This window comes from uncultured Oribacterium sp., assembly GCF_902481605.1.
GTDB classification, from domain to species: Bacteria; Bacillota; Clostridia; order Lachnospirales; family Lachnospiraceae; genus Oribacterium; species Oribacterium sinus.
Genome location: NZ_CABSXI010000052.1, coordinates 1 through 14,963, shown reverse-complemented (window position 1 = coordinate 14,963; position 14,963 = coordinate 1). Strand labels below are relative to the sequence as shown.

The following is a 14,963-nucleotide window of genomic DNA, read 5'->3' as shown; positions in this document are numbered from 1 at the left end:
GAGTTAAAGTCCGGAGCGGATATTGAAAAGATAGAAAATATTCTTTATAAAAAGACCAAGCTGGAGGACAGCTTCCCGGTCAATATGTTGGCCATTGCCCATGGAAGACCGGAAACTCTTTCTTTGAAGAGAATTTTAGAAGAATATCTTGGCTTTCAGGTAGAAAGACTGGAGGCGAAGTTCTCCAAATTACTGGAAAAGGAAGAAAGAAAGCGGGAAATCGAGGAAGGTTTGATTTCCGCGGTGGACTGTATCGATGCCATCATTGCACTGCTTCGGGGAGCCAAGAATCATAAGGATGCGAAAACCGCTCTGATGCAGGGGGATTTATCTTTAATCCAGCTAAAGGAAAGGGATGAAGTTTTTCGAAAGACCATAGAGGGTTTCCGATTTACAGATTTACAGGCTCAGGCCATCCTGGATATGCGCCTGTCCAAGCTTATCGGCTTGGAGATTTTGTCTCTGCAAAAGTCCCATAGAGAAAGCCTGAAAAACATTAAAAACTATAAGGAGCTTTTGGGCTCCAAAAAGGTGCTTTATGCTCATTTGGAGCAGGAGCTTCTGCAAATCCAAAAGGATTACGGGAAGGAAAGAAAAACGAAAATCTGTGATGCCCGGGAAGCTGTATATGACGATACTGCCATTGAAGAGATGGATTTATATTATTTGCAGGATCGTTTTGGTTATGTAAAGTGTGTAGACCCGGGTACCTTCCAGAGAAATAAGGAAAGTATTGAGGCGGACTATGCCTATGTACTTCCCTGTAAGAATACGGATCGTCTCCTCTTCTTTACAGATTTAGGAAATATGCACCAGATTAAGATCTTGGATGTTCCGGTTACGAAGTTTAAGGATAAAGGCGTTCCCCTGGATAATCTGAGTAAGTTCTCTGCAGAGCAGGAAAGAGTGGTGGCAGTCTTTATTCGAAAGGTATTAGAGGAAGAAACCCTTCTCTTTGTGACGGAACAGGCTCAGATTAAGAGGGTAAAGGGAGAAGAATTTGCCACCCAGAACCGTCTGGTCCAGGCCACCAAACTGGGAGAAGAGGATAGACTCCTGAGTGTACTGCCTGTTTTGGAAGAGGATATTGTTTTGGAAACGGAGGATTCCTACTTCCTAAGATTCTCTTTATCGGAAGTACCTTTACAGAAAAAGACAGCGAAGGGTGTACTGGCTATGAGTTTGCGGCCTAAGGATTATGTTAAAAAGGTATATTCTCTTGCTGCAGAGGAAAATGTGGAGCTGGAAAGTAAAACCCTGAACCTGCAAAGATTAAAGCAGGGCAAGAGAGGCGGAAAGGGTGTAAAGCATAGTTAGGGAAAATACTTTTTTTCATCACCCTGCCATGCTACAATAGAGGCGTTATTGAGGAATAGAGGGAAAAGATATGGAAAAATTTAAAGTAGGTATTTTAGGAGCAACAGGAATGGTGGGACAGCGTTTTGCCACTTTACTGGCAGAACACCCATGGTTTGAGGTGGCTTGTCTTGCCGCCTCTCCAAGATCCAGCGGCTTAACATATGAAGAAGCGGTAGGGGATCGTTGGAAGCTGGAAGAACCTATGCCTGAGAAATTAAAGAAGATGGTGGTTAAGGATGTATCCAAGGTAGAAGATGTGGTACAGGGCTTGGACTTCGTTTTCTCCGCTGTGGATATGAAGAAGGAGGAAATCAAAGCCATCGAGGAGGCCTATGCCAAGGCAGAGGTTCCGGTGGTTTCCAACAACTCTGCACATCGCTGGACAGAGGATGTTCCCATGGTAGTTCCTGAGATTAATCCGGAACATTATCAGCTGATTGAAAAGCAGAGAAAGCGTTTAGGAACCAAGAGAGGTTTTATTGCGGTTAAGCCTAACTGTTCCATCCAGTCCTATGCTCCTGCTTTAGCAGCATGGGCAGAATATGAGCCTTATGAGTGTGTAATTTCCACCTATCAGGCGATATCCGGTGCAGGAAAGAACTTTGAGACCTGGCCTGAGATGGTAGGAAACATCATTCCTTATATCGGCGGAGAGGAAGAAAAGTCCGAGAAGGAGCCTCTTCGTGTATTGGGAACTTATACAGAGGACGGCATTAAGCTGAAGGAGGGATTGGTTTTAAGTGCTCAGTGTATCCGCGTTCCTGTTTTAAACGGACATACTGCTACAGTTTCCATTCGTTTCCGGAAGAAGGTTACTAAGGATGAGTTGATTTCCGCTCTTAGAAATTACAAGGGCTTACCCCAGGAGAAGAATTTACCCTCTGCACCGAAGCAGTTTATTCAGTATTTGGAAGAGGACAACAGACCATCTGTTCTTACGGATGTGAATTTTGAAAAGGGAATGGGAATCTCCATCGGAAGATTACGGGAAGATAATCTTTTCGATTTCAAGTTTGTGGGACTGAGTCACAACACCCTTAGAGGGGCAGCCGGCGGTGGAGTACTTTCCGCGGAAACTTTGGTAGAGCTTGGATATATTCAAAAAAGATAAAGTGTAGGGGGTGTGAATGAGGGGGATTTACTTTCTTTTTCACACTCCTTTTTTTCAGGAGGCTTGCTATGCGTATTGAAAAATGTGGGAACTTTGTGGATGGAAGAGAAGTGCATCGCTATACTCTGGAAAATAAAAATGGGGTACAGGCGGTTTTCACCGACCTTGGCGCTGTCTGGCTATCCCTTCTTTTTCCGGATCGTAGCGGGAAATTGGTGGATGTGCTTTTGTCCGTTGAAAACTGGGAAGATTTAATGGAAAACCCGGGACATATGGGAGAGGTGGTCGGAAGAAATGCCAACCGTATTAGTGGGGGACGTTTTCAGCTACATGGGAAAGAATACCATTTGTTTTTAAATGACAAGCAGCATAGCAACTGCCATTCCGGTCCGGAATATTTTGGCAGAAGACTGTTTCAGGCCAAGCAAAAGGGAGAAAATTCCATTTGTTTTTCCCTTTTTTCCAAAGATATGGACCAGGGCTTTCCCGGAAATATGGATTTTTCCGTGACATATGAGTTGACGGAGGATAATGCTTTGCATATTCGCTATAAGGGAAATTCGGATAAGGATACCCTGATGAATTTTACCAATCATGCCTATTTTAATCTATCCGGTCATGACCAGGGAAATATAGCGGAACAAAGTGTTCGAATTTTTGCTTCCCACTATACTCCCTCCGATGAATTTTTGATTCCTACGGGAGAGATTCGTCCTGTTACGGGAACGGCCTTTGATTTCCGAGAGGAAAGACCGATTTTTGAGAAAGCCTTTAAGAAAGATAAGGAGCTTTTAGCGGCAGGGGGATATGATCATAACTTCTGTGTGGACGGGGAAGCGGGAAGCCTTCGAAAAGCAGCTATAGCTTACTCCAAGAAAACAGCCATTGAAATGTTGGTAGAAACGGATTGTCCGGGAATTCAGTTCTATACCGCCAATTTTTTAATGGCGGAGGATATGGGAAAGGACGGAGTGAGCTATGAGCCCCATAGCGGATATTGCTTTGAAACCCAGTACTATCCGGATGCCATCAATGTTCCTAACTTTCTTGCCCCTATTGTAGCTGCAGGCTCCACCTACCATTCTGAAACTATCTATCGTTTTCGGCAAAGATTGATTTAAATATGCTAAGAAGGAATTTATAGAAAATATAGAGATTTCATGTCAAATACAGATGTAGGAAAGAAAAAAAATTTATATATTGCGGAGAAACCTTCTGTAGCCAAGCAATTTGCGGAAGCCTTGGGGGTAAATACCAACTCTTCCGGAAGAAGGGGCTATATTGAGGCGGTAGAGCATATCTTTACCTGGTGTGTAGGACATCTGGTCAGTATGAGCTATCCGGAGGTTTATGACGAGAAGTACAAGAGTTGGCGTATGGAAACCCTTCCCTTCCTTCCCAAGGAATTTCTTTATGAGGTGATTCCTTCCGTTAAAGAGCAATTTCAACAGGTTACAGGCCTGATGGAACGGGAAGATATCGGCTGCATTTATGTCTGTACCGACTCCGGACGGGAGGGCGAATACATTTACCGTTTGGTAGCCTCCTTTTGCAAGAACTTAAAGGCGGAGGAAAGACGAGTTTGGATTGATTCACAAACTAAGGAAGAGATTCTTCGAGGAATTCGGGAAGCAAAGCTAGAATCCGCCTATGATTCTTTAGCCAAAGCCGCCTATTTACGAGCCAAGGAAGATTATCTTATGGGAATTAATTTTTCCAGAGTATTGACCTTAAGGTATGGCAGAGCTTTGGCAAAAAGCCTTGGCAAGGAAAAAAGTGCTCTGATTGCTGTGGGACGAGTGATGAGCTGCGTTTTGGCTATGATTGTCCAAAGAGAGTGGGAAATCCGTCGTTTTCAAAAGACTGTCTTCTATAAAGCTCTGGGGGATTTTTCCCTGGAAGAGGGAGGGGAAGCCGGTCTTCTTTGTGAGTTTCGAAGCAGAGAGGATAGCCCTTATTATAAAGAGAAGGATTTATACAAAAATATCGGCTTTCTACAAAAGGAAAAGGGAGAGGAATTTTTGGGGGTATTTTCCCCACTACCCAGGGAAGGAAGAGTAACTGCTCTGGAAAAAAAGAAGGAAAGTAAAAATCCGCCATTGCTCTATAATTTGGCGGAGCTTCAAAACGAATGTTCCAAGTCTTTAAAAATCAGTCCTGACGAGTGTTTAAAGCTTGTACAGGAGCTTTATGAGAAGAAAATGTGTACCTATCCCCGTACGGATGCCAGAGTATTATCCACTGCGGTAGCTAAGGAAATCGAGAAAAATATTCAGGGACTTTTGTCTTTTCCCCCCTATGCAAAGTATGCCAAAGAGGTTCTTGCCATGGACAGTTTAAAATCCATTGCCCGTTCCCGCTATACAGACGACAAAAAGATAACGGATCACTATGCCATTATTCCTACGGGACAGGGAGCAGGACAATATAATTCCCTTTCCTATCAGGGAAAGAGGGTGCTGGACTTTATTATTCGTCGTTTCTTGTCCATTTTTTATCCTGCCGCAGAGTACAAAAGGATAGCTTTAGAAATTGAAGTTTCGGGAGAGTGTTTTACCGCCAACGAAAAAGTATTGACGAAGGAGGGATATCTTTGCCTTTACCAAAAGAAAGAGAAAAATAAAGAAGCATCTACCGGAGATCTTGCCGGAAAAGGAAACGGGCAGGAACAGGATGATCTAGATTCAGAGGAAGCGGTCACGGAAAGCGGTAATCCCAAGCTTTCCGAACTGAAAAAGGGCGCCAAGCTTTATTTACAGGAGCTTAAGCTAAAGGAGGGAGAAACCCAGCCCCCTAAGCGATATACCTCCGGAAGTATGATTCTGGCCATGGAAAATGCGGGAAAGCTGATAGAAGATGAAGAGCTTCGTGCCCAGATAAAGGGTTCCGGTATAGGAACATCCGCTACCAGAGCCGGAATTTTAAGCAAGCTTGAGAAAAATGAATATATTCATTTGGAAAAAAAGAATCAACAATTGAGCCCCAGTGAACTGGGAGAAAAGATTGTGCAGATTCTTTCCAAATCCATACCGGCTTTATTGAATCCCACCCTTACCGCCTCTTGGGAGAAGGGGCTTTCCTATGTGGAGGGTGGAGAAATTTCGGAAGAAGAATATATGCGGAAGCTGGAAGCATTTGTAGAAAAGAATACCAACAAGGTAAAGGGTTTATAAAGCATGGTGTTGAAAAAGAGAGGAGCAATGATGAAAAAGAAGGACTTGGAATGTAAAGCTTTTTATCCATCCTTAGAGGAACCTTACCAATCCCTTTTTGAAGGATGTCAATATCCCTGGGAGGCCTTACCGAAGATTAAAACCTGGATTTCCGCTATGCAGGGAAAGCTTCCTTCAGGCTTTCAAGAAGTGAAAAAAGGAGTTTTTGTCCATGAGAGTGTAAAGCTTTATCCCAATGTATATCTGGGGGAGAATATTATTATTATGGCGAACTGTGAAGTTCGTCCGGGAGCCTTTTTACGGGAAAATGTATTTGCCGGAGAGGGCTGTGTCTTGGGAAATAGCTGTGAATTTAAAAATGCGGTACTTTTCCCCCATGTGCAAACTCCCCATTACAACTATGTGGGAGACTCCATTTTAGGAGAATACTCCCATCTGGGCGCAGGGGCATTAACCTCCAATGTAAAATCCGACAAGACCTTGGTAAAGATTCATGCAGAAGACGGAGAGATCGAAACAGGATTAAAGAAATTTGGAGCCATTGTGGGAGAACACGTGGAAGTAGGTTGTCAGTCCGTACTGAATCCGGGAACCATTCTTTGCTCTCATTCCAATATTTATCCCTTATCTCCTGTACGGGGTATTGTTCCTCCTCAACATATCTATAAAGATAAGAACAATATTGTAAAAAAAGAAGAGAGATAAAAGTAAAAACAGCAAAAAGCCACGCTTTATATGGGGCGATGTTTCAGAATAAACAGTGGGCTTATTTATTGGAATTATAAAAGAAACAGAAAAGACTTGAAAAAGAAAATACTCTGTACTATCGTCTTAACGGAGTAAGGATTACTTGTACCCTGGATTAGAACAATAGGAAAGGAAAAGCCATGAACGAATTTGGAGAGAATGTAATTATTTTAGACCATCCCTTAATCACCCACAAAATTTCTATTTTAAGAGATAAAAATACCGGAACCAATGAGTTTCGCCAGTTGGTGGAAGAGATTGCCATGCTGATGGGATTTGTGGCTTTGTCCGACCTTCCTATGACAAAAATGCCGGTGGAAACCCCTATCGAAAAGACAGAGACCTTGGTTATTGCCGGAAGAAAGCTGGCAATTGTTCCTATCTTAAGAGCGGGACTGGGAATGGTTTCCGGACTTACAGCCTTGGTTCCTTCCGCAAAGATTGGACATATCGGTCTGTATAGAGATGAAACAACCCATAAGCCGGTGGAATATTTCTGTAAATTGCCAAACCCCATCGAAGAAAGAATTATTGTGGTTTGCGATCCCATGTTGGCTACCGGCGGCTCCGGAGTGGATGCTATCAGCCAGATTAAAAAGCACGGGGGAAAGAAGATTAAATTTGTTTGTATCATTGCCGCTCCTGAAGGGGTAAAGAAGCTGCATGAAGCTCACCCGGACGTGCAGATTTATGTAGGAAATCTGGATAGAGAGTTGAATGAAAATGCCTACATCTGCCCGGGCTTGGGAGATGCGGGAGACAGAATTTTCGGTACAAAATAAGGATAAGAGAAAATCGCAAGAAGAGGATTGTAAAAATCTAATCGAAAAATCCAATCGAAAAATCTAATCGAATAAACTAATCGAATAAGCTGATCGAATAAGCGTATTGTAATAGCGGATTTTAATGAGCTATAGAATTTTATAGGACTGGAAAATGGCATAAAAAAAGGAGAGATTTCTCTCTCCTTCATGCCGCCAGCCGGACTCGAACCGGCACGGTTTCCCGCTTGATTTTGAGTCAAGTGCGTCTGCCATTCCGCCACGGCGGCAAGAACAGAACCTAGGTTACCACTTTTTTCTTTTCTTTGCAAGTCCTTTATCAAGAAAATGGGAGAAAAATGAATTGTTTAGAGGCCAGAAAATACATTAATGATTTTATCCAGGGCAACTGGGAAGAGGAACAATGTGAGTCCTTTTTGGAGCATATGGAATCCTGCAAAGACTGCCGGGAAGAGCTTAGAATTACCCATATGATCTATGAGGGATTGCAGAGCCTGGAGGGAGAACAGGAAGAGCTGCAGCTGGAAAAATCCTATCAAAACTTAATAGAAGAAGCCAATTTTTTTATCTTCCAAAACCATTTTTTCAGGGGACTAAGAATTGTGGTTCATTCCCTTCTTTTTTGGGCAGTTTTCTTTTCTGCCTGGTATAGTTTGTACGGATTTATAGGATAGGAGTAAGGCATTGAAAAGAGAGAAAATCTTATTAATCGATGGTCATAGTATTTTGAGCAGAGCCTTCTACGGGGTTCCTTTTTTGAACAACAAAGAGGGAATTCCCACCAACGGCATCTATGGCTTTTTAAACATTTTGTTTAAAGAAATAGAGGTGGAAGAAACAGAATATGTGGCGGTGGCCTTTGATGTACCGAAACCTACATTTCGTCATAAGCTTTTCCCGGAATATAAGGGTACCAGAAAGGGAATGCCGGAGGAGCTGAAGGAACAGGTTCCTTTATTGCAGGAGCTTTTACGGAAAATGCATATGCCCCTCCTGATGATGGAGGGCTTTGAAGCAGATGATATTTTGGGAACCGTTGCCAAGCAAATGCAGGCAGAGGGAAAGGAAGTGGTAGTGGTCTCCGGAGATCGGGACCTTTTACAGCTCTCCGATGAACATATTAAAATCAGCATTCCCAAAACCTCCAAGGGAGAGACCAAGGTTTACTCCTATTATCCCAAGGACGTAGAGGAGGAATGGGGCGTAAGCCCTATAGAGTTTATTGATTTGAAGGCTCTTATGGGTGACAGCTCCGACAATATTCCGGGAGTTCCGGGAATGGGAGAAAAAACCGCCACCTGGATTATCCAAAAATATAAAAGTATTGAAGAGGCCTATGCCCATGCAGAGGATCCTGAATTTAAGGTGCCCAGAAAACCAAGTGCCGGAAAGGATCTTAAGGAGAATTTTGAATTGGCGAAGCTCTCCAAAGAGCTGGCCACCATCAATATCCATGTGCCTATCACCTTGAACTTTTCCGATTGTAAGTGGGAAAACTATGCCAATTCCGAAAGTAAGGAATTGATTCGAAAGTGGGAATTTCGTTCCCTTTATTCCCGCTTTGAAGAGGCGGAAAGTATAACGGAGAAAAAGATCAGTCTTCCGGCCTGGAAGGATGTGGAAGATCCTTACCTTGCCAAAATTGCCTTTAAGGATGCAAAAAAACAAAAAACTGCCGGAATTTTTCTGCAAGCGGATTCCTCTGAGGAGAAAAAGCCGTATGTGTATCTCTGTCTTTCCGACACAAGACTCTATCGGATTCCACTATACCTTTGTGAAGAGGAGCTTAAAGAACTGTTCAAGGAGGGAGAATATTTTACTCTGCAATTAAAAGAACAGTATCATCTTTGGGAGGGACTTTTAGAGGGAGAAATTCATGACCTGGCTCTTGGCGCTTATCTTTTAAATCCCTTAAAGGACTCCTATGCCTATGATGATTTAGCCAGAGATTATATGGATCTTGTGCTGCCCGGGAAGAAGGAGCTTCAAAATCCTGTTGAAGAGGGATTGTATTCCGCCTTTGTCTGCCTGCAAGCCAAGGATAGAATTTTTCAGGAACTGAAAGAGACAGAACAGTGGGAATTGTATCGGGATGTGGAGGAGCCCTTGGTACCCGTGCTTTTCCGTATGGAGAAGACGGGAATTTTAGTAGATAAGGAGGCTCTACTGTCCTACGGAGAAGAGCTGAAGAAGAATATTGCCATGTTGCAGGAAGAAATCTATGCTATGGCAGGAGAAGAATTTAATATTAATTCTCCTCAACAGTTGGGTGTAATCCTTTTTGAGAAAATGCAGCTTCCCGGAGGAAAGAAGACGAAGACCGGATATTCCACCGCGGTGGATGTTTTGGAAAAATTACAGGAAGACTATCCTATTGTAGGGAAAATCCTGGAATACAGAACCTATTCCAAGTTAAACTCCACCTATGCGGAGGGACTAAGTAATTATGTGGGAGAGGATCAAAGAATCCATGGAAGCTTCCAGCAGATGGTAACTGCAACAGGAAGGCTTTCTTCCACTGAACCGAATTTACAGAACATTCCGATTCGTACGGAGATGGGAAGGGTATTCCGTTCAGTTTTTATTCCTAAGGAGGGATCTGTTTTTCTGGATGCGGACTATTCCCAGGTAGAGCTTAGACTTTTAGCTTCTTTGTCCAAGGATGAAAAACTGATTGAAGCCTACAGGAAGGATGCGGATATTCATAGAGTAACCGCTTCCGAAGTGTTCCACGTGCCTTTGGAAGAGGTAACGCCGGAGCTTAGAAGAAATGCCAAGGCGGTGAACTTCGGTATTGTATACGGCATTTCCGCCTTCGGGCTTTCCGAAGGCTTAAGCATCTCCCGGCAGGAGGCCAAGGAGTATATTGAGCGATATTTTACAAGCTATCCCAAAGTTAAGGAATATTTAGACGGAGAAGTAGCCTTTGCCAGAGAACATTCCTTTGTAAAGACCCTTTTTGGCAGACGCAGACCTTTACCGGAGATTCATGCCTCCAACTTTATGAGAAGAAGCTTTAGTGAGCGTGTAGCCATGAACGCTCCTATTCAGGGAACTGCTGCGGATATTATCAAAAAGGCTATGGTGATTGTAGATCAAAAGCTAACAGAAAAGAACTGCCAAAGCCGTATTGTTCTTCAAATCCATGATGAGCTCTTATTGGAAGTTGTAAAGGAGGAGCTGGAGACCGTAAAGGATATTCTGGTTTCCGCTATGGAACATGTGGTTTCCCTGCCGGTACCCTTGATTGTAGAGGCCACTGTAGGAAATAACTGGGATGAGGCTCACTAAATGGAAATTGAGAAGAAGGATTTAATGCCCCTTAGCTTTTTAAAAAAGGAAAGATATACCGCCTCCTTTCAGGGAATGCGGTATTTTATGGAAAAAAAGGAAGAAGAAGGGGAGAACCATTTGTTGGTAGCCTGCTGGCCGGAGCCCTTTGCCTTTGCTTATACGAAAGAAGAGGAGAAAAGCTATAAAAGCTTTCCCTTTACGGAGGAAGGCTTGGAAGAAGCCAGGGCTTATTTAATGGAGGAATGGGAAAGGCGGAAAGGGTGAAGAAGGAAATCATTGGGGTAATCGGAGGGATTGCCAGCGGAAAATCCACCGTACTTTCCATCCTCCAAGGGGACTTTTCCTATCGTATTTTACGAATGGACGAGTTGGCTAAAGCATTATATCAAGAAGAAGCTGTTTTAAGAGAAATAAAAAAGCTTTTGCCCGCTTCAGTATTTACAAAGGAGGGAGCTTTATCCTTTTCAAGACTTAGAACTCTGCTGTTTACTGAGCCGGAGAGAAAGAAGCATTTGGAAGAATTGATTCATCCTTTGGTTTTTCAAGAAGTATCTAAAGAAATAGAGCGGGTAAGATTGCTGGGAGAAAAGCTTGCAGTGGAGACGGCTTTGCCCAATCAGGATTTTCTTTCTCAATGTGACCTGATTTTTTATCTGGATGCATCGGAGGAAACACGTTGTAAACGGCTAATAGAAAGTCGGGGACTGGAGAAAGAAGAAGCCTTTCAGATTATTCACAGCCAAATCGTTGAGCGCTTTAAAGAGCAGGCACAACTAGTAATTAATACGGAAGAGAGTATAGAAAGAGTAAGAGATGAGATTTGCCAGTATTTCCAGCGGATCTAGCGGAAATGTAAGTTTTGTTTCCTCCGGAGCACACCATATCCTTTTGGATGCGGGGGTAGGAATCCGGAGTATAGAGTCGGCATTAAGAGGCCTGGATATATCCTGTAAAGATATTGAGGGAATCTGTGTCACCCATGAACATATCGATCATATTAAGGCCATAGGAAGCCTTTGCAGAAAATACTATATCCCCGTTTATGCCACCCTGGGAACATTACAGGGAATTTTACTTTGTGATGCCATGAAGGAGTTCCCCAAGGAGCTTTTACGACCTATTCTAAAGGATGAAAGCTTTCAAATCGGAGATCTTTCCGTCTTACCCTTCAGTGTTTCTCATGATACCAGAGATCCTGTGGCTTATCGGGTGAGCTGTGGAGAAAAATCTGTGGCGGTGGTTACGGATTTAGGTTGTTATGATGAGTACACAATCTCTCATTTACAAAATCTGGATGTTCTGCTTCTGGAGGCCAATCATGATGTTACTATGGTGGAAAAAGGACCCTATCCTATGGCATTAAAAAGAAGAATTTTATCCAATGTGGGTCACCTTTCCAATCTTCATAGTGGAGAGTTGTTAAAGGAATTGGTACATCCGGGCTTAAAAAAAGTTTTTCTTGGGCATCTCAGTGCGGAAAACAATGATCCGGACCTGGCTTTGGCTACCGTGAAAAAAGAGGTAAAGGAGCCGGATTTGGAGATAGCTTTGGCAAAACGTTCCGCTTTATCGGATTGTGTGGAGTGGTAATCATGATTAATGGGAGAAAGGTAGCCGGTGTAGTCAGTGAGTTTAACCCCTTTCATAAGGGGCATGAGTACTTACTCCGGGGAATTCGGCAGGATTTTCAGGCGGAGTATATTGTAACGGTAATGTCGGGAGACTTTGTACAAAGGGGAGAACCTGCTTTTTTTTCAAAATTCGAAAGGGCAGAGAAAGCGGTAAATAAGGGAATAGACCTTGTTATCCAACTGCCGGTTCTGTATTCTTTAGCCTCCAGTGAATATTTTGCTTACGGAGCCATCAAGATTTTGGAAGAGCTTTCCTTTGTGGATATATTGGTTTTCGGCTCGGAGTCCTACGATTTAAATCGGCTCAGAAGTCTTGCCAAGTTTTTTCTTCGGGAGAAAAAAGGGCAGGAAGAGGAATATCAAAAACAATTAAAGGAATTTATGGCCAAGGGAAATTCCTATCCTAAGGCGAGAGAAATGGCTTTGGAAGTTTTTTTTCCGGGAAAAATTTTGGCCAATGACGGTTTGGGGATTTCCTATTTAATGGCTTTAGAAAGACTGCATTCTTCCATGGACGTAGGGATTATCCCGAGAAACCTTCACCTTAGCTCTGCCCACAGTATCCGGAAGGATATTCGGGAAAGCTGCGGAAAGGAATGCGATCACCCTTGCTATACGGAAGCGGAGAAGCTCTACCCATTTCTACGCTATCGTCTTATGGTATTAAAAAGAGATAAGATTGCTTTGGATTCTTTTTGGGATATATCTCCTGATCTGGCAAATCGAATAGAAGCTTCTTTTGCGGAAAAACTTCCTTTTACGCAGTGGATTCAATATATTAAAGGGAAAAATTATACTTATAGCAGAGTAAGCAGGTCTCTACTTCATATTCTTTTGGATATAAGAGAAGAGAAGGCAAGGGAAGAGTTGGAAAAAGTCTCTCCCTATTACAGAATTTTAGCCGCAAGCAGCTTAGGAAAAGATTTGCTGTCCCACCTTCCTCCCAACAGCATTTTTCGATTGGGAAATGCTCTGAAGGAGCATCCGGAATGGGAGGAATTAAGGCTGATGAAATGGGATTTATTTGCGGGACAATTATTTCAGGAAATCTACCTGACAGGAAGAGAAGAACGACGTGAAAAGTTCATAAAATTGTGATAGTATAGAGATAATAAGGAGGTAGTAAGAATGAAGCTGGTTTATGCCATAATACGGAACGATAATGAAGATGATGTAACTTCCGCTTTAATGCAGGAAGGCTTTACGGTAACCAGACTGTCTACGACAGGTGGCTTTTTAAGAAAGGGAAGTACTACTTTGATGATCGCCCTTCAGGACGAACAGCTGGAACAGTGTATTGATATCATTAAACAGCAAAGTGGAAGTCGTCAGGAAATCACTGTTAACATGCCCTATGTTTCCGGTTCCAGTCTGATGAATTACACTACCATGCCCATGAACGTAGAGATTGGCGGAGCAACCATTATGGTTGTACCGTTGGAACGATTTGAAAAATACTAAAATATGTTTAATTAAAAGGGAAGGATATTGAATATAGTATACAAAAATATGCAATGTTCTTTAGAACTTCCCTTTTTTCCTCTCTCTTCCTTTGCTATAATGGCAAGGAAGAGTTTTATCATGTCAGAAAAAGGAGAGAATATGTCATTTATTGAGGATGTAAAAGCAAAAGCAAATGCAAAGCAGAAGACCATCGTATTACCGGAATCTGAGGACAAGAGAGTTCTTCAGGCGGCAGAACAGATTCAGAAAGAGGGATTTGCTCGTCTGATTCTTATTGGAGAGAAGGAGCAGGTGGAGAAGGATGCCAAAGCCTGGGGAGTAGACCTTTCCGGTATTGAAATTGTGAACCCGAAGACCTATGCCAAGTTGGACGATTATGTTTCCACCCTGGTAGAGCTTAGAAAGTCAAAGGGAATGACTGAAGAAGAGGCAAGAAAGCTTCTGACAGAAAGCAACACCTATTTTGGTGTGATGATGGTGAAGAAGGGAGAGGCTGACGGTTTAGTTTCCGGAGCGAACCACTCTACCGCGGATACACTCCGTCCGTCTCTTCAGATTTTAAAGACCAAGCCGGGCACAAAGCTTGTTTCCGCTTTCTTTGTTATGGTTGTTCCTGATTGTGAATACGGAGAGAAGGGAACCTTTGTCTTCTCTGATTGCGGTTTAAATCAAAACCCGACTCCTGAAGAGCTGGCAGCTATTGCAGAGTCTTCCGCAGAATCCTTCCGTTTCTTGGTAGGGGCAGAGCCTAAGGTAGCTATGCTGTCTTATTCCACTATGGGATCTGCAAAGCATGCGGATGTTACCAAGGTACAGGATGCTACCAAGATTGTGAAGGAGAATAATCCGAATCTTTTGGTAGACGGAGAATTACAGTTGGATGCAGCTTTAGTGGAGTCTGTAGCCAGCTTAAAAGCCCCCGGATCCAAAGTGGCAGGTCATGCCAATACTTTGATTTTCCCGGATTTAGATGCAGGAAACATCGGCTATAAGCTTGTACAGAGATTGGCAAAGGCTGAAGCCTATGGACCTATGACTCAGGGAATTGCCAGACCGGTTAATGACTTATCCCGTGGCTGCAATGTTGCCGATATTGTAGGTGTTGTTGCGATTACTGCAGTGCAGTGCCAACTTTACGATAATAACTAATCATTGGGAGGAACTATGAAAATTTTAGTAATTAACTGTGGATCATCTTCTTTGAAGTATCAGCTGATTGATATGGAAGGGGAGACCGTAATGGCCAAGGGACTTTGCGAAAGAATCGGTATTCCCGGTTCCAGATTAAAGCACGAGGTTCCCGGAAAAGAAGATTATGTGGTTGAAACAGATCTTCCCGACCATTCTGTGGCAGTGAAGCTGGTTTTTGATGCACTGACAGGAGAGTATGGTGTGGTTAAGT

14 protein-coding genes, 1 tRNA gene and 1 pseudogene are annotated in these 14,963 nt (G+C 43.0%); 15 read left to right on the top strand and 1 reads right to left on the bottom strand.

What is annotated here, in order from left to right; all coding sequences use genetic code 11:
- The 6 genes from RDQ32_RS08575 to upp all read left to right on the top strand — a co-directional run.
- A partial coding sequence (locus RDQ32_RS08575) for a DNA gyrase subunit A (RefSeq protein ID WP_308580024.1) occupies positions 1–1,317 on the top strand: 1,317 nt, incomplete at its 5' end.
- 70 nt (positions 1,318–1,387) lie between these two features.
- The gene (asd, locus tag RDQ32_RS08570) at positions 1,388–2,470 is read left to right on the top strand and encodes an aspartate-semialdehyde dehydrogenase (RefSeq protein WP_308580023.1); all 1,083 of its coding nucleotides are present in this window, start codon (positions 1,388–1,390) and stop codon (positions 2,468–2,470) included.
- 68 nt (positions 2,471–2,538) lie between these two features.
- Positions 2,539–3,591, top strand: coding sequence for an aldose epimerase family protein (locus tag RDQ32_RS08565; RefSeq protein WP_308580022.1), 1,053 nt, complete (start codon positions 2,539–2,541; stop codon positions 3,589–3,591).
- Between the two features lie 39 nt (positions 3,592–3,630).
- Positions 3,631–5,643 carry a DNA topoisomerase gene (locus tag RDQ32_RS08560; RefSeq protein WP_308580021.1) on the top strand — a complete coding sequence of 671 codons (2,013 nt, stop codon included), beginning with the start codon at positions 3,631–3,633 and terminating at the stop codon, positions 5,641–5,643.
- A 27-nt stretch (positions 5,644–5,670) separates the two neighbouring features.
- Positions 5,671–6,348, top strand: a complete 678-nt coding sequence (locus RDQ32_RS08555) for a hypothetical protein (RefSeq protein ID WP_330700311.1) — start codon at positions 5,671–5,673, stop codon at positions 6,346–6,348.
- A gap of 182 nt (positions 6,349–6,530) precedes the next feature.
- Complete coding sequence (gene upp, locus RDQ32_RS08550; RefSeq protein ID WP_183684060.1) at positions 6,531–7,172, top strand: uracil phosphoribosyltransferase; 642 nt, start codon at positions 6,531–6,533, stop codon at positions 7,170–7,172.
- A 190-nt stretch (positions 7,173–7,362) separates the two neighbouring features.
- Here upp and RDQ32_RS08545 read toward each other — a convergent pair.
- Positions 7,363–7,441 (bottom strand) — tRNA-Leu (locus tag RDQ32_RS08545).
- Positions 7,442–7,510: 69 nt separating this feature from the next.
- On the opposite strand from RDQ32_RS08545, the gene RDQ32_RS08540 reads away from it, so the two are divergent.
- The 9 genes and pseudogenes from RDQ32_RS08540 to RDQ32_RS08500 all read left to right on the top strand — a co-directional run.
- Positions 7,511–7,846: a zf-HC2 domain-containing protein gene (locus RDQ32_RS08540; protein WP_007156050.1), complete on the top strand. Its 336-nt coding sequence runs from the start codon at positions 7,511–7,513 to the stop codon at positions 7,844–7,846.
- A gap of 10 nt (positions 7,847–7,856) precedes the next feature.
- Complete coding sequence (polA, locus tag RDQ32_RS08535; RefSeq protein WP_308580019.1) at positions 7,857–10,463, top strand: DNA polymerase I; 2,607 nt, start codon at positions 7,857–7,859, stop codon at positions 10,461–10,463.
- On the top strand, positions 10,464–10,730 hold the full coding sequence (locus RDQ32_RS08530; protein ID WP_183684058.1) for a hypothetical protein: 267 nt from the start codon (positions 10,464–10,466) through the stop codon (positions 10,728–10,730).
- Positions 10,709–11,311, top strand: a complete 603-nt coding sequence (gene coaE / locus RDQ32_RS08525) for a dephospho-CoA kinase (protein WP_308580018.1) — start codon at positions 10,709–10,711, stop codon at positions 11,309–11,311. Before RDQ32_RS08530 ends, coaE begins: the two co-directional genes overlap by 22 nt.
- Complete coding sequence (locus RDQ32_RS08520; protein WP_308580017.1) at positions 11,280–12,056, top strand: MBL fold metallo-hydrolase; 777 nt, start codon at positions 11,280–11,282, stop codon at positions 12,054–12,056. The genes coaE and RDQ32_RS08520 overlap by 32 nt, the downstream gene beginning before the upstream one ends.
- Before the next feature lie 2 nt (positions 12,057–12,058).
- Positions 12,059–13,195: a nucleotidyltransferase family protein gene (locus tag RDQ32_RS08515; protein ID WP_308580016.1), complete on the top strand. Its 1,137-nt coding sequence runs from the start codon at positions 12,059–12,061 to the stop codon at positions 13,193–13,195.
- A gap of 30 nt (positions 13,196–13,225) precedes the next feature.
- Positions 13,226–13,558 carry a cyclic-di-AMP receptor gene (locus RDQ32_RS08510; RefSeq protein WP_007156056.1) on the top strand — a complete coding sequence of 111 codons (333 nt, stop codon included), beginning with the start codon at positions 13,226–13,228 and terminating at the stop codon, positions 13,556–13,558.
- Between the two features lie 141 nt (positions 13,559–13,699).
- Positions 13,700–14,710, top strand: coding sequence for a phosphate acetyltransferase (gene pta / locus RDQ32_RS08505; RefSeq protein ID WP_308580015.1), 1,011 nt, complete (start codon positions 13,700–13,702; stop codon positions 14,708–14,710).
- Positions 14,711–14,725: 15 nt separating this feature from the next.
- A pseudogene (locus tag RDQ32_RS08500) lies at positions 14,726–14,963 on the top strand (acetate kinase); the annotation flags it as partial.

Coding starts and splice junctions, on each gene's coding strand:
- asd (WP_308580023.1), top strand. CDS start 1,388: ATGGAAAAATTTAAAGTAGGTATTTTAGGAGCAACAGGAATGGTGGGA.
- RDQ32_RS08565 (WP_308580022.1), top strand. CDS start 2,539: ATGCGTATTGAAAAATGTGGGAACTTTGTGGATGGAAGAGAAGTGCAT.
- RDQ32_RS08560 (WP_308580021.1), top strand. CDS start 3,631: ATGTCAAATACAGATGTAGGAAAGAAAAAAAATTTATATATTGCGGAG.
- RDQ32_RS08555 (WP_330700311.1), top strand. CDS start 5,671: ATGATGAAAAAGAAGGACTTGGAATGTAAAGCTTTTTATCCATCCTTA.
- upp (WP_183684060.1), top strand. CDS start 6,531: ATGAACGAATTTGGAGAGAATGTAATTATTTTAGACCATCCCTTAATC.
- RDQ32_RS08540 (WP_007156050.1), top strand. CDS start 7,511: ATGAATTGTTTAGAGGCCAGAAAATACATTAATGATTTTATCCAGGGC.
- RDQ32_RS08530 (WP_183684058.1), top strand. CDS start 10,464: ATGGAAATTGAGAAGAAGGATTTAATGCCCCTTAGCTTTTTAAAAAAG.
- coaE (WP_308580018.1), top strand. CDS start 10,709: ATGGGAAAGGCGGAAAGGGTGAAGAAGGAAATCATTGGGGTAATCGGA.
- RDQ32_RS08520 (WP_308580017.1), top strand. CDS start 11,280: ATGAGATTTGCCAGTATTTCCAGCGGATCTAGCGGAAATGTAAGTTTT.
- RDQ32_RS08515 (WP_308580016.1), top strand. CDS start 12,059: ATGATTAATGGGAGAAAGGTAGCCGGTGTAGTCAGTGAGTTTAACCCC.
- RDQ32_RS08510 (WP_007156056.1), top strand. CDS start 13,226: ATGAAGCTGGTTTATGCCATAATACGGAACGATAATGAAGATGATGTA.
- pta (WP_308580015.1), top strand. CDS start 13,700: ATGTCATTTATTGAGGATGTAAAAGCAAAAGCAAATGCAAAGCAGAAG.